This is a genomic window from Proteus sp. CD3 (genome assembly GCF_008808075.1).
GTDB lineage: Bacteria > Pseudomonadota > Gammaproteobacteria > Enterobacterales > Enterobacteriaceae > Proteus > Proteus appendicitidis.
On sequence record NZ_CP019686.1, the window covers coordinates 2,583,585 to 2,602,277 of the forward strand.

Below are 18,693 nucleotides of genomic sequence, written 5' to 3' on the forward strand. Positions count from 1 at the left end.
ACTCATAGCAATAAACGGAGAAAACTCTATGAAATCAAAAAACTTCAAGCTCTCTCCTTCGGGTAGGCTTGCTGCATCTTTAGCGATTATTTTCGTATCACTAAATGCATATGCTAGCGGTATTGTTCCTGATGCGGGCAATCAAGGACCGGATGTTTCATCAGTTAATGGTATTAATGGTAGCACTCCAATCATTAATATCGTTACACCCAATAACGAAGGTATCTCTCATAACCAATATCAAGATTTTAATGTAGGCAAACCAGGGGCTGTTTTTAACAACTCTTTAGAGTCAGGGCAATCACAGCTTGCTGGGCCGCTAAACGCCAACAGTAACTTAAATGGACAAGCAGCTTCTTTAATTTTAAATGAAGTTGTTAGTCGTAACCCTTCATTCTTATTAGGTCAGCAAGAAGTTTTTGGTATAGCTGCGGAATATGTACTTTCTAACCCAAATGGTATTACCTGTGATGGATGCGGTTTTATCAATACTAGCCGCTCTTCTTTGGTTGTAGGTAATCCACTGTTTGAGAATGGTGAGTTAAAAGGTTATAGCACGCTTAATAATACGAATTTACTTTCTATTGGTAAAAACGGATTACATGCGCCCGGTCTTTTAGATTTAATTGCACCTCGTATTGATAGCAGAGGTAAAATAACAGCAGCAGAAATTTCTGCATTAACGGGGCAAAATACGTTCTCTCAACGTTTTGATATTCTTTCATCACAAAAACCAGCTTCAGCCTTGGATAGTTATTTCTTTGGAAGTATGCAATCGGGTCGTATCCGCATCATTAATACTGCCGAAGGAAGCGGTGTTAAATTAACAGGTAAATTTGTTGCTGATAACGAATTAAGTGTCAGAGCGGACAATATTCAAGCAGATAGCCAAGTTCGTTATGACAGTTACGATAAAGATGGTAGTGAAAACTATCAAAACTACCGTGGTGGTATTGCTGTTAATAACAGTGGTTCAAGCCAAACGCTGACAAAAACAGAGTTAAAAGGTAAAAACATCACTTTAATCGCTGATAATAAAAATCAAATCAAAGCCTCTGATTTAATGGGTGATGATATTTTATTACAAGGCGCTCATTTAACTGTTGATGGCAAACAGTTACAGCAAAAAGATACAGATACCGACAATCGTTGGTTCTATTCTTGGCAATATGATGTCACCAAAGAAAAAGAGCTAGTGCAGCAAGTTGGTAGCCATATTGATGCCAAAAATAGTGCAACATTAACGGCAACTAAAGGTGATGTCACACTTGAAGGTACCAAAGTTAATGCGGGTAACACACTGGCAATTAATGCCAATAAAGATATCAATATCAACGGATTAGTTGAGAAAGAAAATCGCAGTGAAAACGGCTATAAACGTAACCATACTTCTCGTTTAGAAACAGGTAGCTGGAGCAATAGTCATCAGACAGAAACCTTAAAAGCGAGTGAGCTGACCTCAGGTAAAACGCTGGGCTTAAATGCTGAAGGCTCTGTTACCGCTCAAGGTGCAAAATTACATTCTAATGAAAATATTGTTGTTAACGCTAAAGAAAACATCAATCTTAATGTTCAAAATACCAACAATGATAAAACAGTCACCAACAATCATGTTGTTTGGGGCGGTATCGGCGGTGGTAACAATAAGAATAATAACAACAAACAAGAAGTCAGCCATTCAACACAATTAACGGCTGACGGACAACTGTTACTTTCAGCAGATAACAGTGTCAAAGTCACAGGTAGTCAAGTAAAAGGCAATCAAGGTGCCTTTGTTAAAACAACTCAAGGTGATGTTGTTATTGATAATGCGATTAGCGAAACCATCACTAAAACAGATGAACGTACAGGCACCGCCTTTAACATCACTAAAAATTCCCACAAGAATGAAACTAATCAGCAGCACTCAACCGGTAGTGAATTAGTTTCTGATGCAGAGTTAACCGTAGTCAGTGGCAAAGATATCAATGTTATTGGTAGCTTAATTAAAAGTGCCGATGAGTTAGGTATTGAATCTTTAGGTGATATCAACGTTAAATCTGCACAGCAAACCACAAAAATCAATGATGAAAAAACATCATTAGAGATAACTGGTCATGCTAAAGAAGTTGAAGACAAGCAATATAGTGCAGGTTTTCATATCACTCATACATCCAACAAGAACAATAGCACTGAGACTGAACAAGTAGGCTCTACTATTAGTGGTGGCAATGTTAAAGTTCAAGCGGAAAAAGATGTCACTTTTGCAGGTTCTGATTTAAAAACAACCGCAGGTAATGCCACTGTTTCTGGTGACAATATTGCTTTTGTTGCAACAGAAAACAAAAAAGAAACAGACAGTACAGATAGAACCATTTCAGGTGGTTTTAGCTATACCGGTGGAGTTGATAAAATCGGTAGTAAAGCTGATTTCCAATATGACCAACAGCATACAACAACTGAGATCACCAAAAATAAAGGTAGCGAAACTCAAATTGCAGGTGATTTAACAATTACAGCAAACAAAGATGTCACTCACCAAGGTGCATCACACCAAGTTGACGGTGCATATAAAGAGTCTGGTGAGAACATCAATCACCTTGCGGCTAATGACAGTGCAACATCAAAAACAGATACCTTAAATGTAGGTGTCGATGTGGGTGTTAATCTTGATTATAGCGGTGTGACTAAACCAATTAAAAAAGCAGTAGAAGACGGAATTGATACCACAAAACCGGGTAACAATGCCGATATGGATAAAAAAGTTACTTTTAAAGATGCTATTAGTAATCTTGCTAACTTAAGTAACCTAGAAGCACCAAATGTTGGTGTTGAAGTGGGTATTAAAGGTGGTGGTAGCCAGAAATCACAAAGCGATAGCCAAGTGGTTTCAACATCAATTACTGCGGGTAAAATCAATTCTGATAGTAATAACAACTTGCGTGACCAAAGTACTCATTACCAATCCACACAAGGTGATGTATCACTAACCGCAAATACTCACACCAGTGAAGCGGCTCAAAATAAACACCAAGAGTCTTTCCATGAAACAACAGGTGGTGGTCAAGTTGGTGTTAGCACGAAAACAGGGAGTGATATTACCGTTGCCATTAAAGGCGAAGGCAAAACCACAGATACAAGCCTAACCACAACGAAAGCTAATGGTAGCCAGTTTAATTCAGCCGGCAATATTAATATTAATGTACGTGAAGATGCACATTATGAAGGCGCTAAGTTTGACGCTCAAAATGGTAAAACGGTGATCAATGCTGGCGGTGATTTAACACTGGCACAAGCAACAGATACTCACACTGAAAGCCAACATAACGTGAATGGCAGTGCAAACCTGAAAGTAGGTACAACACCAGACAGCAAAGATTACGCTGGCGGCTTTAACGCAGGTGGTGTGACTCATCAGAAAGATCAGACAACAGCGAAAGCAGGTTCAGTGAATGGCTCTCAAGGTATTGAGTTAAATTCAGGTCATAATCTGACTTTACAAGGTACTCATTTAACCAGCGAAAATGATGTTGCTCTGACAGCAACTAACAAAGTTGATTTCCAAGCAACAGAATCTCAACGTACTGAAACCGGTAAGAACTTATCTGGTGGATTACAAGTGGGCTTCGGTCAAAAAACAGGAGAGAAATCATCTTCTGTCAATGGGTTAGGTGGCGCTGAATTTGCTATTGGTAAGCAAGATGAGAAAACTGTCTCTCGTGAAGGTGGAGTAATTGCTAACCAAGGTAATTTAACCGTTAACGGTAGTTCCGTTAATCTTCAAGGTACTAAAGTTAATAGCAAAGATACGCAATTAACCTCTCATTCTGGTGATACTACCCTGACTTCAGCACAATCCACTGATTACAAAAATAATTGGGGTACTGATATCTCTTTAAATGGCAAACAAACTAATACGACGCCAAAAGAAGTGACTGAAGAAAACCCAGTAACCTCTATCCATAATATTGGTGGCAAAGTTTTAGTAAACGTTGAAGATCAACAAAAATCTACACACCAAAATGCTTCAGTAGAAACAGGTACATTAACCGTAAATAGCGACAAAAACCTCGCTCTTTCTGGTGCCAATGTTTCTGCGGATAATGTGACGGGTAATGTGGGCGGTGACTTTACAGTGACTAGCCAAAAAGACAGCGATCGTCACGTTACTGTTGGTGTAAATGTTGGTTACAACCACAATAATGATCCTAAATCTAGCCAAGTTGATAAAACAGCTAAAGCAGGGGGATCACTATTAGAAAACACGATCAAAGAAACTATTGATTCAGGTATTAAATCTGCAACTGATGTTATCTCTGATAAATACAACTCACTCTCTTCAACTATCGCAGATAAAACGGGTATCAGTGGCGAAACAAAAGCCAAAATTGATAAAGGCGTTGGTACCGTGGGCAATGGCATCAAAAATATCGTAACCGGTGCTGAAGGTCATACGGCGAATGCAGATATCAAAGTTTCTCATATCGATAATGATGCTGTTACTCAATCCACAACCTTAACAAGCAAAAATGATATTTCATTAAATGTAAGTGGTACAACTAAACTTACAGGCGCTGAAATTAAAAGCGAGCACGCTCAGGTTGATTTAGGCGGTAGCAACGTTCAATTAAATAATATTGAAGGTCATCAATATGAAGCAGGTGCAGATCTTGATCTGAAATCATCTGCTGTTGATTTAGTGAAACAACTTGCAGGTGGTGACTTATCATTAAAATCACCCGTTAAAGTGAATGAAACTGTAAACACAAAATCGTCTATTTCTGAAAAATAATAGACACACCATAAAAGAGTAATGCCTATTCTTTTGTAAACCAAACCCCACTTATTAGGATAATAAGTGGGGTTTTTTATGTGTTCGTTTCAAAATAGAACGTAAAGTACGATCAGTAATCGATAAAAAAGACCCACTTATGACTAAGTGGATCTTTTTTTAATCAGTACATTACACAGCTATTATATGAAAAATAAATTAACCTAATTGACCATGACAATGCTTATATTTCTTACCTGATCCACAAGGGCATGGTTCATTACGACCGACTTTTTTACCTGCAGCAACTTGACCATCTATTGCTGACATTTGAGATTCTTTTGTCACTTCATGGCTTAATTGTTGTTGTTTAGCTAAACGCTCAGCTTCTTCACGACGACGACGTTCTAACTCTTCAACTTCTTCAGGTAAACGAACTTGTACTTTGCTTAGTGTGCTGATCACTTCATATTTCAGTGATTCCAACATGTTAGCAAACATAGCGAACGATTCACGTTTGTACTCTTGTTTTGGATCTTTTTGTGCATAACCACGTAAGTGGATACCTTGACGTAAATAATCCATTGCCGCTAAGTGCTCTTTCCACAGTGAATCCAGCGTTTGTAACATTACGCCTTTTTCAAAGTTACGCATCATTTCAGCACTAACAATCTCTTCTTTTGCTTTATAAACTTCGATAGATTTTTCTAAAATACGCTCACGTAATGTTTCTTCGTGTAATTCTGGCTCTTTATCTAACCACTCTTTGATTGGTAAATTTAAATCAAAGTCTTTTTGTAAACATGCCGTTAAGCCTTCAATATCCCACATTTCTTCTAGTGATTGAGGTGGAATATAGTTATCAATCATTGAAGTGAAGACATCTTGGCGAATACTATCGATAGTTTCACTTACGTCTGCTACATCCAGTAATTCATTACGCTGAGTATAGATTGCACGACGCTGATCATTTGCCACATCATCATATTCAAGCAGTTGCTTACGAATATCAAAGTTGCGGTTTTCTACTTTACGCTGTGCGTTTGCAATTGCTTTGGTTACCCAAGGGTGCTCAATCGCTTCGGTTTCATTCATACCTAATTTACGCATCATACCAGACACTTTGTCTGAAGCGAAAATACGCATTAAGGAGTCTTCCATAGACAAATAGAAACGAGAAGAACCTTCATCCCCTTGACGACCTGCACGACCACGTAACTGGTTATCAATACGGCGAGATTCGTGACGCTCAGTACCAATGATATGTAAACCACCTGATGCTAATACTGCATCATGGCGCTCTTTCCATTTGGCTTTGATTTCTTCGATTTGTTCTTCAGTTGGCTCTTCAAGTTTAGCCACTTCAGTTTGCCAGCTACCCCCTAACACGATATCAGTACCACGACCCGCCATGTTAGTTGCGATAGTGACCGCTGAAGGTAAACCTGCGTTAGCAATAATATCCGCTTCCATTGCGTGGAATTTCGCATTCAACACGTTATGGTGAACATTCGCTTTAGTCAGCGCTTTAGAAATCTCTTCTGATTTTTCAATTGAAATAGTACCAACAAGAACAGGCTGACCATTTTTGGTACGTTCACGAATATCTTCAATAATGGCTGCAAATTTACCTTGCTCATTCATATAGACTAAGTCAGGCAGATCTTTACGTACCATTGGGCGGTTAGTTGGGATAACAATCGTTTCTAAGCGATAGATAGAGTTAAATTCAAACGCTTCTGTATCCGCAGTACCTGTCATCCCTGCTAATTTTTCGTATAAACGGAAATAGTTTTGGAATGTGATTGACGCTAATGTCTGGTTCTCATTTTGGATCTTCACACCTTCTTTTGCTTCAACCGCTTGGTGTAACCCATCAGACCAACGACGACCTTGCATTGTACGACCAGTATGTTCGTCAACAATGATAACTTCGCCATCTTTAACGATGTAGTCAACGTCTTTGGTAAATAGCGCGTGAGCGCGCAATGCCGCTGTTACATGGTGCATTAACATAATATTAGCCGGTGAGTATAAAGACTCCCCTTCTTTCATCATGCCAGCATCTGCTAATAACCCTTCAATTTTAACCAGACCGCGTTCTGTGATATTCACTTGACGTGTTTTTTCATCAACAGAGTAATCACCTTCACCTTGGAAAGTATCTGAGTCTTCTTTTTCTTGAGAGACCAAATGAGGGATCACTTTATTCATTTGGATATAAAGCTCAGAGCTATCTTCTGCGGGACCTGAAATGATCAGTGGTGTACGTGCTTCATCGATTAAGATTGAGTCAACTTCATCCACTAATGCATAGTGTAATTTACGTTGAACACGCTCTTGAGGGCTAAATGCCATGTTGTCACGTAGGTAGTCGAAACCAAATTCATTGTTCGTACCATAAGTGATATCTGCATTATAAGCTTCACGTTTTACTGGTGGTGCCATATTTGGCAAGTTGATACCAACGCTTAAACCTAAGAATTCAAACAGAGGACGGTTATTTTCGGCGTCACGTTGTGCAAGGTAGTCATTGACAGTAACAACGTGAACCCCTTTGCCTGATAGCGCATTTAAGTATGCAGGTAATGTTGCAGTTAATGTTTTACCTTCACCTGTACGCATTTCTGCAATACAACGCTCATTTAAAACCATACCACCAATTAACTGTACATCGAAGTGGCGCATACCAAAGACACGCTTACTTGCTTCACGAACAGTGGCAAATGCTTCAGGTAAAATATCTTCTTCTTTTTCACCGTTTTTTAAACGCTCACGAAATTCATTTGTTTTCGCTTTTAGCTCATCATCTGTCAGCTTTTCAAATTCTGGTTCTAATTTGTTAATTTCAACAACAATTTTGCGCATACGACGGATTGAACGATCATTACGACTACCAAAAATTTTGGTTACAATTTTACCTAACATAAATCTTTATTCTCATTTATGGCGTGAAACGCCGAAAACAGCCTCTGTATCTATCAATAAACAGAGATAATCATAATCTTATTAGATTAAGTGACTCAACTAGGCTGTTAGGTAAGGTCCTGCGCGGATACCGCGGATTTGTGCAAGCCATAATCCGGTATGATAGGAAATTGTATTCTGTACTAAAACATAGCCAGAAAGAGGAAAATGGCTTAGTGCCGAGGATGGCGTCTCTGTTAATAAGGCATACAGAGTATCAAGCATAACCTCTGCAACATTAGAAGCAGGTAACGGTTCATCTTTGGCTTTAATCATCAATTCAGGCGAATTAATGGTGAATGCAAAAGAGAGCTGTTTGATCACATTTTTTACTGCATGTTGTTGCCAGTAATTAAAGGTGAAGGATGAGGCAGGATTCTGTACACTTTGACGTAAGAATAAGTTATCAAACGCAATAAGTGCCTGACTTTGACGGTTTTGAGAGGAAGGAGGTTCAGTTTGTTGTGGATTTTCGGCATGGGAAGACAACAGCGAAGGCATTCCAATACCTGCTGCAACCATCCCTAAAAGCAGATGCGACCAAAAATATCGCCTGCCAAACTGTCGCCAAAAACTTATAATGCTCATTAACCTTCGTTGCTCATTAATTTTTATTTTGTGGAGTCAAAATCTATGCGGGATAGTTACCCACAATCATTGGAAAAAATCTTCATTGAACTTGAAGGTTCCAACAAGAGTACACTACAACTTATACAACAGCGCGCAACGATTTTACTAAAATTAAATCGTGCCGTCATGGCTCTTTTACCCGTTCCTTTACGAGATAAGTGCCGTGTCGCAAATTATCGCAATGCTATTTTAATTATTGAAGTTGCAAACGCAAGTTGGTTAACTCGTTTACGTTATGAAACCCCGTCATTACTTTCCGCATTGAGGCAAGAAATTTTACCATCCTTATCTTCAATAGACATCAAAATAAATCCGTCTTTAGGAATAAAACAGGAAAAAAGATCTTTAATATCATCATTAAAAGAGCAAGAGCCTACAAAGAGACGTCACTTAAGTTTAGAAAGTGCGCAGTCATTGAAGTATTTGGCAGAGAAAAGCCCGAAGAAATTAAGAGAAAGATTAGAACGGTTGGCTGCACTTGCCGGAGAGAGTACAAGTACAGCCAAAGATGAACGTTAATTAGAGATAATTAACGTGCTTTCCTTCGCAGGAATTAAGCAAAGACCATTGAGGGAGCTTTGAATGCCACTGGCATTTGCGCTTCGTCTTCAAATGTGACGAATTCCCACGCAGATTCTTTTGCTAATACAGCTTGGAGCAATTTATTGTTCAGTGCATGACCTGATTTAAACGCGGTGAATTCACCGATAATGTTATAGCCACACATAAATAAATCACCGATTGCATCCAACATTTTGTGACGAACGAATTCATCTTCAAAACGTAGGCCATCGTCGTTAAGAACACGATAGTCATCAACTACGATTGCACAATCGAAGCTTCCGCCTAAACACAATCCTTTAGATTGCAGATATTCGATATCACGCATAAATCCAAATGTACGAGCACGGCTAATTTGGCTCATAAAAGATTCTGCGGAGAAATCTAATTTATAACGCTGTGTACTTGCATCAATGGCTGGGTGATTAAAGTCGATAGTAAAATCTAATTTAAACCCGTTGTATGGACGCATTTCTGCCCATTTGTCGCCATCTTCTACACGTACTGTTTCTTTGATGCGAATGAATTTCTTCGCAGTACGAAGCTCTTCGATACCTGCATCAAGTAACAAGAAAACAAAAGGTGCCGCACTTCCATCCATAATTGGAATTTCAGGTGCATTCACTTCAATTACGATATTATCAATGCCTAAACCAGCCAGTGCTGCGTTTAAATGCTCAACGGTTGATATACGCACATCGTCTTCGTTGACTAAGCAAGTACATAGCATAGTGTCACGAACTGATTTTGCGTCTGCTGGAAAATCCACCGGTGGATTTAAGTCAGTACGACGGTAGATGACCCCAGTATTTGCTGGCGCCGGACGCATTGTAAGCGTAACTTTTTTACCCGTGTGAAGTCCCACACCAGTTGCTTGTACAATTCGTTTTAATGTCCGTTGTTTGATCATCATTTTATCTCGCAATGTTATCCGTCCTACCAATCATTATACTTATAATTGGCAGGACAGTTTAGCACAAAAAGCGGAGATGCCAATCTTTTTGGCGATTAATCAGCCTGTTTTCTCAGGAACGCAGGGATATCTAAATAATCCGGTTCTTTGTTCGCCTGAGTAGATTGTTCGTTAACAGCTTTTGCCGCAGGCTTGCTTTCTTCTACGGTAGAGAAAGAAGACATGCTGTTTTGCATTTGCTGGTAACGATTCTCCATTGCGCTTTGCTGATTCTGTTTATTAGTTACCAGCGTAATTTCTGGACGTTTGTCCATACCAATACCTGTTGCAACCACAGTCACACGCAATTCATCATTCATTTCTGGGTCAAGGGATGTACCGATAACCACAGTCGCATTATCTGATGCAAATGCACGAATGGTATTACCCACTGTTTCAAATTCATCAAGACGTAAGTCAAAACCTGCTGTGATGTTGACTAACACACCACGCGCGCCAGATAGGTCAATATCTTCCAATAATGGACTTGAAATCGCCATTTCTGCAGCTTCTTCAGCACGATCTTCGCCTTTCGCAGCACCAGAGCCCATCATGGCATAACCCATTTCAGACATCACAGTTCTTACGTCAGCAAAGTCTACGTTCATTAAACCTGGGCGAGTAATTAGCTCAGCGATACCTTGAACTGCGCCTTTTAATACATCATTAGCTGCGCCGAACGCATCTAATAATGAAATTCCACGACCAAGTACTTTTAATAACTTGTCATTTGGAATAGTGATTAATGAGTCAACATGTTTTGATAACTCAGTAATACCTTGTTCCGCGAATGCCATACGTTTTTTGCCTTCAAAATTAAAAGGCTTAGTCACTACAGCAACGGTCAAAATACCTAATTCTTTAGCCACTTCTGCAACAACAGGCGCAGCACCAGTACCCGTACCACCGCCCATACCTGCGGCGATAAAGACCATGTCAGCACCTTCAAGTGCTGCGCGTAATCCTTCGCGGTCTTCCTCTGCTGCATTACGGCCTACTTCAGGATTTGCACCTGCACCTAAGCCTTTCGTAATGGCATTACCAATTTGGATAGTCTGTCCGACCGCTGTTTTACGTAGCGCTTGAGCATCCGTATTGACTGCAAAGAAATCTACGCCTTCAATACGTTCACGAACCATGTGCTCAACCGCATTACCGCCGCCGCCACCAACGCCGATGACTTTGATCACCGCATCGTTGGTTAATTCCATAGGTTCAAACATAATTTCTCTCCGTTTTGTGCCTTCTCAGGGCCGCTTGCTCAAACGACCTCTTTTTAAATTTGTCTGATTATTAAAACTCTCTTTTTAGCCAACCAGTGAGTTTCTTAAATAAACCACCGACAGCAGAGCGTTTCTCGGTTTCAGTTTCCTCACCAAAGTGAGATTCTTTACCGTAATGCAAGAGCCCAACCGCTGTTGAGTAGTAAGGATCCTGCGCATAATCTGTTAGCCCGGTAATATTTAACGGTTTACCGATCCGTACTTGCGTGTGGAAAACACGTTGAGCACATTCAACAAGTCCATCAATCTGTGCAGCACCACCTGTTAGCACGATACCTGCGGCTAAATGATGCTTAATCCCTTGCTGGCGTAACTGTTCTTGAACTTTTAAAATCTCTTCATTAACAAGATTGAGCAATTCGGTATAACGAGGCTCAATCACCTCAGCAAGAGTTTGTCGTTGCAGACTTCTTGGTGGTCTACCTCCGACACTTGGAACTTCGACATTTTCATCTTTACCAACTAAAGATCCTAATGCACAACCATGGCGAACTTTGATAGCTTCAGCATCATTTGGCGGAGTGCCAAATGCGTAGGCGATATCACTGGTTACAACATTGCCTGCATAAGGAATAACGCGGGTATGTCTTAATGCTCCACCGGTATAAATAGCGATATCCATTGTACCGCCACCAATATCAACAACACACACACCTAGTTCACGTTCATCTTCTGTTAATACAGCGAAACTTGAAGCCAGTCCCGCAAAAATCAGTTGATCCACTTTTAACCCACAGCGTTCAACTGCTTTTACAATATTCTTTGCCATGTCGTTATGGCAGGTAATCAAATGAACTTTAGCCTGCATACGCACGCCCGATAATCCAACTGGGTTTTTGATCCCTTCTTGATAATCAATGGCATACTCTTGCGGTATAACGTGTAAAACACGGTGTTCATCTTTTACTTTGACGGATTTCGCGGTATGAACCACGCTATCAACATCATCTTGAGTCACTTCTTCTTCTGAAATTGGCACCATACCAATCTCATTTTGGCAACTGATATGCTTGCCTGATAACGCCAAATATACTGAAGATATTTGACAGTCAGCCATCAACTCAGCCTGATCTACCGCCCGTTGCACGCATTTTACGACGGATTCGAGATCATTAACGCCACCTTTATCCATGCCCCGAGATGGACAACTCCCCACCCCGATAATATTTACTACACCATCAGGCAGGATCTCACCGACAAGGGTGGCTACTTTGGCCGTACCAATCTCAAGACCAACTACTAATTTTCTGTCCGTCGCTTTGATCATTATTGTTCTGCCTTCGCCTTCATCGTGTCATCTGCCACGTCTTGTTTATTCATTCTCAAGTAATAAAGGAGCCCACCCGACTGCACCACCACTGTCATAACGCAGATCCACGTAATCAACCCGTTTATCTGTTTGTTGTTGCAGTATCGGATACAACTCAATAAAGCGAGCGATCCGTTTTTCGTTATCCTTACGACCTAACTCCAATCGGACATCATTGTCTAAAACTAATTGCCATCCTTGACGGGCAGACATTGACGCTGCTTTTAAATTCAGGTTACTCGCAAGAAGCTGATCTCTCATTGCCACATAACCTGACAACACCATTTTTTCGCTTCCTTGAGGACCATATAACAAAGGATAACTTCCTTTGGTTTCCAACTGCGTTGGCAGACTGAAAATACGCCCTTCTTTATCAAGAAAGTAAGTATCATTCCAACGGGTAAAGGGAACATACTCTACCAGATGGATTTTAAGTTCATCAGGCCACTGTTTACGCACAGTGACTTGCCTAATCCATGGCATGCGTTCAATTTGTTGCTGAATGATATTCACATCCTGTGTCATAAATGTGCCCGGCTGTCCTAAAGACAAAATGGCCTGACGCACGTCATCATTCGTTGTGTAATGTCGCTCACCTGTTAATACAAGTTTTGAGATTGGCAGACGATTTGCGTCTTTCATCCAGTTAACCACTTGTATTCCACCCCAAATGATGGTGGCAATCACACATAAGAAAAAGATCAATCCTGATAAATAAGTACCATTACTCGGTCTGTCAGAATGTTGCTTCTCTTTGTGTTCTTTTATATTTAGCGCTGCTTGTGACATATTAACCCACTAACTCCTCAGCAACGTTTAAATAAGAGAATCGCCCATCCTTTTGTCCGATATTCCAGCGATTAATATTTTTCCTACATATATATACTTTATGAACACTTTTAGGTTTGATAATTAAATCACTAAATTGTTCAATCTGTTGAGAATTATTTACTTTAAAAGAAGAAATTGCGAATTTTTCTGCGTTTTTCTTACTTTTTAACTGAAATTTTTTCTCAATACAGATTTGAGCAAGCGAATTCTCGATCATTTTTTTCGCTAATACAGTGTTATTTTCCTCATAACACGCCATCATTACAGTTATTTTATTGACCATTTCACCATAAATGATGTTCACTTGCTCAAACATCCGTCTTAATCCTCGCTGAAAGATGGCTGTAATTTCGTATCTGCTAAGCGACGCGCTATTTTACCAATATTTCCAGCACCTTGAACTAAAACAAGATCATTATCTGTTAATACACCTGCCAATATTGATGAAATATTAGTCACATCAGAAACCCAGATAGGATCTAGCTTCCCACGTTGGCGAATTGTTCGACAAAGTGAGCGGCTATCGGCACCTGCAATAGGCGCTTCCCCAGCAGAATAAACATCTGTTAATAATAAAATATCAACCTGATTGAGAACAGTGGCAAAGTCTTCATATAAATCACGAGTACGTGTATAGCGATGAGGTTGGAAAATCATCACTAGACGTTTATCTGGCCATCCTGCTCTCGCTGCTTTAATCGTTGCATCAACTTCTGTTGGATGATGACCATAATCATCCACTAGCATTACTTCACCTTCTTGACCATTAACATGCTCAAGACCGTAGTTACCTAAGAAATCAAAACGACGTCCGGTACCTTGGAAGTTAAGTAATGCCGCTAAAATATGTTCGTCAGCAATGCCTTCTTCTGTGGCGACAGCAACCGCAGCTGTTGCATTCAATGCGTTATGGCGACCGGGCGCATTTAATACCACTTGTAAATCTGGCATACCTTCACGAGAAATAGTGAAAAAGCCTTGAGCACCTTTTTGTTCATAATGCGTAATACGAACATCAGCATCTTCACTAAAGCCATAAGTCGTAATATAACGACCCACTTTAGGAATAATCGAACGAATGACATCGTCATCCAGACACATCACTGCACGACCATAGAATGGTAAATTGTGCAAAAAGGTAATAAACGTCTCTTTTAGATTGTCAAAATTACCGTGATATGTGTCCATATGGTCTGCTTCGATATTCGTTACGACCGCAACCATAGGTTGTAAATGTAAAAACGACGCATCGCTCTCATCAGCTTCAGCAATTAAATAACGACTGCAACCTAAGCGAGCATGAGTGCCAGCCGATTTAACAAGCCCCCCATTAACAAAAGTAGGATCTAAACCCGCTTGCGCATAAATATTTGAAATCATCGCTGTGGTTGTCGTTTTGCCATGAGTACCCGCAATCGCGACACCATGACGATAACGCATCAATTCAGCCAACATTTCAGCACGACGAATAACTGGGATACGCGCTTCTCTTGCTGCAATAATTTCTGGGTTTTCAGCACTGATTGCTGTCGAAACCACAACAACACTTGCGCCACGAATATTTTCAGGGCGATGATTAAAATAGACTGTTGCGCCTAAGGCAACGAGCTGTTGTGTGACTACGTTTGGTGCTAAATCAGAACCGCTGATTTCATAACCTTCGTTAGCCAGCACTTCGGCAATTCCCCCCATACCCGCACCACCGATGCCGATAAAGTGAATATGCTTAACTTTTCTCATTTCAGGCACAAACGATCTTAATTTTGCCAGTTGTTGTGTATTCACTATTTACTTCTTCACTCTAAGTTAATGGTTACAAGTTACGTTTATTTTTTTGCTACTTCGATTATCACATTCGCTACGCGCTCTGTAGCATCCGTAATCGCAACACTTTTTGCTTTCTCTGCCATCGCTAACAAGGTTTCTCTATCCCAATTTTTCAGGGTTTGTGCAATGACTTCTGGAGTTAAATCTTTTTGCTCAATAATCCGCGCTGCACCCGCTTTTTCTAACGGCAGTGCATTCCAATATTGCTGTCTATCTTTGTGCTGGAAAGGAACAAAAATAGCGGGTAATCCCGCTGCGGCAATTTCGCTGACTGTTAATGCACCAGAACGACACACAACAACATCAGCCCATTGGTAAGCTTGCGCTATATCATCAATAAATTCAGTAACTTTATATTCAGATTTAACTGAATTTTTTGCTAATTCGTTCTGATAGCGTGTTTTTGTATCACTTTCGCCACCTTTTCCTGCTTGATGCCAGATTGTAACATGCTCACCGAGTAAACCGGCAACTACGGGTAAGGTGTGATTTAAAATTCTAGCACCTTGGCTACCACCAATAATCAGTACTCGAACAGGTTCTGTTCTCTCTTTTAATCGTACTGAAGGTGCTTCAAGTGCCAAAACATCTTCACGAACAGGATTCCCCACAACAGGTGCTTTTGGGAATGCCCCCGGAAAAGCCTGTAATACACGTTTCGCAATTTTCGATAACCAGCGATTGGTTAATCCTGCAATACCATTTTGCTCATGCAAAATAACGGGGACCCCACACATCCAAGCAGCGACACCACCGGGACCTGAAACATACCCACCCATACCAAGTACAGCATCTGGCTGATAGCGCTTCATAATGGCGCGAGCTTGGAAAATCGCTTTAATAATACGAATAGGTGCTGCGATTAATGCTTTAATACCTTTACCACGTAAACCTGAGATACGAATAAATTCAATTTCGATACCGTGCTTAGGAACTAAATCGGCTTCCATTCTATCTGCCGTTCCTAACCATCGGATTTCCCAACCTTGAGATTGTAGATAATGAGCAACAGCTAATCCTGGGAATACATGCCCCCCAGTCCCACCAGCCATAACCATTAAACGGCGTCTACGCTCGCTCATTTCGGGCTCCTTACAAACGCCTGAGCTTGTGCTAGACGTGTTTCATAATCAATTCGTAATAACATCACGATGGCAGTTGACATAATAATCAAGCTCGAACCACCGTAACTAATAAGAGGAAGGGTTAATCCCTTTGTTGGCAACATGCCTGCTGCAGCGCCTACATTCACCAATGATTGGAATGTAAACCAAATCCCGATAGAGCAAGCTAAAAAGCCTGAAAAACGTTGTTCGAGGATCAGCGCACGTCGTCCAATTTGCATCGCGCGAAAAGCGATGAAGAATACCATTAAAAGCACCAAAACCACACCGATATAACCAAGTTCTTCAGCCAAAATGGAGAAAATAAAGTCGGTATGTGCCTCTGGCAAATATTCTAGTTTTTGTACTGAGTTTCCTAAACCTTGTCCAAGTAAATCACCACGACCAAATGCCATTAGAGATTGTGTAAGCTGATAACCGCTACCAAATGGATCTTCCCAAGGTTCTAAGAAAGAAGTAATACGTCGAACACGGTAAGGTTCAACGATAATCAACATAACAACAGCGGCAATTCCTGAACCGATAATGGCTAAGAACTGCCAAATTTTAGCACCCGCTAAAAATAACAGTGCTAATGTTGTTACGAATAAAACCACAACAGTTCCTAAGTCTGGTTGTAATAACAATAAAACAGCCAGTACTAACATCACGCCCATCGGCTTACAGAAACCCCAAAAGTTATTGCGCACTTCTTCAACTTTTCGGACTAAATAGCTCGATAAATAACAAAACAGCGCAAGTTTTGATAATTCAGCAGGCTGGAAATTTAATGGCCCCACAGCAATCCAGCGTGAAGCACCATTAACTGAACTCCCTACTCCCAATACCACCAATAAAAGGAGTATCGAGCCGAACAGCATTAAGCTGCTATAACGTTGCCAAACTGCCATTGGGATACGCATGGTGACTAACGCAATACAAAATGCGACAAGGATATAGATGCCATCACGTTTAGCAAATAAGAACGGATCTTCTGCCAGACGTTGACCAACAGGCATTGACGCTGATGTCACCATAACAAAGCCGACAACCGCTAATCCGAAAGTAAACCAGAGCAAGGTGCGATCATACGGCACAAATGCCGTATTCTCAGTTTGATAACTGCCCACTAGCCACTGTTTTAATCTTCGCATTGCGAATACGCTCATCAGCCAAGCTCCCTTGCTAAACGTGCAAATTCATCACCACGTTGCTCAAAACATTTAAACTGATCTAAGCTTGCACATGCAGGAGAAAGCAACACCATATCCCCTGATTTTACAGTAGGAGCTAAGGCTCGCATTGCTTCTTCCATTGTCACTGTTAATAAAGAGACATCTGGTCGTAGATTTGCCAATGCTTGTCCATCTTGCCCAAAACAGTACAGACGGATATTGTCACCGCTGATATAAGGCAATAAAGAAGTGAAGTCAGCAGACTTCCCATCACCGCCTAATAAAAGATGTAGTGTGCCTTCAACTTCGAGTCCTCGTAATGCTGCTTCAGTGCTTCCCACATTGGTGGCCTTCGAGTCATTTATCCAACGTACATTTTGATGCGAATAAACTAATTGAAAGCGGTGAGCAAGACCGTGATACATTTTCAGTACCTCGGTTGCAGCTTTACGAGAAATACCCACTGCATCAGCAAGTGCTAATGCCGCTAATGCATTGGTATAGTTATGCTGCCCTGAAAGGTACATTTCAGCCGTTGAAAGAACTTTTTCACCTTTCACTTTTAAAATGCGATTTGTGTTATCAAGCTGATAATCACCTTGTCCGACACCAAAACTCACACAACGATTATCTTTACCCAGTAAAGGTAACGTTAATGCATCATCTTCGTTATACACGCAGGTTTTAGCATTATCGTAAATACGCAGTTTTGCTTCACGGTATTGCTCTAATCCTAACGGATAGCGATTCATATGATCTTCGCTAATATTTAATACCGTTGCAGCAGCGGCTTGTAAGCTATAAGTCGTTTCTAGTTGAAAACTCGATAGCTCTAATACGTATAAATCATGAGGCTCGGTTAATAAGGTCAGCGCTGGAACACCGATATTGCCACCGACGCCAACGCGAATATCATCCGCACGAGCCATTTCACCGACCAGCGTTGTCACTGTGCTTTTACCGTTAGAGCCAGTAATCGCTACAATAGGCGCTTTGGCTTCACGGCAAAACAGTTCGATATCACCAACAATTTCAACACCATGATTGATAGCTTCAACAAGCTCTGGCGTCGAAAGGGCAATCCCTGGGCTTGAGACAATTAAATCAGCATCGTTAAGCCATGCTTGATGGAAACTACCTGTATGATATTCAACGTTAGTAGGAAGCTTATCTAAGCCTCCTGGTTTTTGGCGTGTATCAATAACCTTAGGTGTAACACCTTGGCGGATAAAAAAGTCAACGCAAGAAAGGCCTGTTATTCCAAGCCCTACAACAACCACTTTTTTTCCCTGATAATTTGCCATC

At 40.7% G+C, this 18,693-nt stretch carries 13 protein-coding genes; 2 read left to right on the forward strand and 11 right to left on the reverse strand.

What is annotated here, in order from left to right; all coding sequences use genetic code 11:
- Nucleotides 1-28 precede the first annotated feature (28 nt).
- The gene (gene hpmA, locus BTA34_RS11775) at nucleotides 29-4,771 is read left to right on the forward strand and encodes a calcium-independent hemolysin HpmA (protein ID WP_151435742.1); all 4,743 of its coding nucleotides are present in this window, start codon (nucleotides 29-31) and stop codon (nucleotides 4,769-4,771) included.
- 198 nt (nucleotides 4,772-4,969) lie between these two features.
- On the opposite strand, the gene secA is transcribed toward hpmA, so the two are convergent.
- Together secA and secM are read right to left on the reverse strand one after the other, a co-directional pair.
- Nucleotides 4,970-7,678, reverse strand: a complete 2,709-nt coding sequence (secA, locus tag BTA34_RS11780; protein ID WP_151435743.1) for a preprotein translocase subunit SecA — start codon at nucleotides 7,676-7,678, stop codon at nucleotides 4,970-4,972.
- Between the two features lie 99 nt (nucleotides 7,679-7,777).
- Complete coding sequence (gene secM, locus BTA34_RS11785; RefSeq protein ID WP_151435744.1) at nucleotides 7,778-8,305, reverse strand: secA translation cis-regulator SecM; 528 nt, start codon at nucleotides 8,303-8,305, stop codon at nucleotides 7,778-7,780.
- Nucleotides 8,306-8,350: 45 nt separating this feature from the next.
- Between secM and BTA34_RS11790 the strand changes: the two genes are divergently transcribed.
- Complete coding sequence (locus BTA34_RS11790; RefSeq protein ID WP_099074808.1) at nucleotides 8,351-8,866, forward strand: DUF721 domain-containing protein; 516 nt, start codon at nucleotides 8,351-8,353, stop codon at nucleotides 8,864-8,866.
- A gap of 34 nt (nucleotides 8,867-8,900) precedes the next feature.
- Here the strand turns inward: BTA34_RS11790 and lpxC are convergent, their stop codons facing one another.
- The 9 genes from lpxC to murD all read right to left on the reverse strand — a co-directional run bounded on the left by lpxC (nucleotide 8,901) and on the right by murD (nucleotide 18,692).
- A complete protein-coding gene (gene lpxC / locus BTA34_RS11795) occupies nucleotides 8,901-9,818 on the reverse strand; it encodes a UDP-3-O-acyl-N-acetylglucosamine deacetylase (protein ID WP_036913397.1) in 918 nt (305 codons plus the stop codon).
- A 98-nt stretch (nucleotides 9,819-9,916) separates the two neighbouring features.
- Nucleotides 9,917-11,083, reverse strand: a complete 1,167-nt coding sequence (ftsZ, locus tag BTA34_RS11800; RefSeq protein WP_151435745.1) for a cell division protein FtsZ — start codon at nucleotides 11,081-11,083, stop codon at nucleotides 9,917-9,919.
- Nucleotides 11,084-11,153: 70 nt separating this feature from the next.
- Nucleotides 11,154-12,410 (reverse strand): cell division protein FtsA, encoded by a 1,257-nt coding sequence (ftsA, locus tag BTA34_RS11805; protein ID WP_098942190.1) that lies wholly within the window; start codon nucleotides 12,408-12,410, stop codon nucleotides 11,154-11,156.
- A gap of 45 nt (nucleotides 12,411-12,455) precedes the next feature.
- Nucleotides 12,456-13,241: a cell division protein FtsQ gene (ftsQ, locus tag BTA34_RS11810; RefSeq protein WP_151435746.1), complete on the reverse strand. Its 786-nt coding sequence runs from the start codon at nucleotides 13,239-13,241 to the stop codon at nucleotides 12,456-12,458.
- A 1-nt stretch (nucleotide 13,242) separates the two neighbouring features.
- Nucleotides 13,243-13,599 carry a hypothetical protein gene (locus BTA34_RS11815; RefSeq protein ID WP_151435747.1) on the reverse strand — a complete coding sequence of 119 codons (357 nt, stop codon included), beginning with the start codon at nucleotides 13,597-13,599 and terminating at the stop codon, nucleotides 13,243-13,245.
- A 5-nt stretch (nucleotides 13,600-13,604) separates the two neighbouring features.
- On the reverse strand, nucleotides 13,605-15,068 hold the full coding sequence (murC, locus tag BTA34_RS11820) for a UDP-N-acetylmuramate--L-alanine ligase (protein WP_100159118.1): 1,464 nt from the start codon (nucleotides 15,066-15,068) through the stop codon (nucleotides 13,605-13,607).
- A 41-nt stretch (nucleotides 15,069-15,109) separates the two neighbouring features.
- Nucleotides 15,110-16,192, reverse strand: a complete 1,083-nt coding sequence (gene murG / locus BTA34_RS11825) for an undecaprenyldiphospho-muramoylpentapeptide beta-N-acetylglucosaminyltransferase (RefSeq protein ID WP_151435748.1) — start codon at nucleotides 16,190-16,192, stop codon at nucleotides 15,110-15,112.
- Entirely contained in the window at nucleotides 16,189-17,382 is a 1,194-nt protein-coding gene (gene ftsW / locus BTA34_RS11830; RefSeq protein WP_151435749.1) for a cell division protein FtsW, read from the reverse strand. The genes murG and ftsW overlap by 4 nt, the downstream gene beginning before the upstream one ends.
- A complete protein-coding gene (gene murD, locus BTA34_RS11835) occupies nucleotides 17,382-18,692 on the reverse strand; it encodes a UDP-N-acetylmuramoyl-L-alanine--D-glutamate ligase (protein ID WP_151435750.1) in 1,311 nt (436 codons plus the stop codon). Before murD ends, ftsW begins: the two co-directional genes overlap by 1 nt.
- Nucleotide 18,693 lies beyond the last annotated feature (1 nt).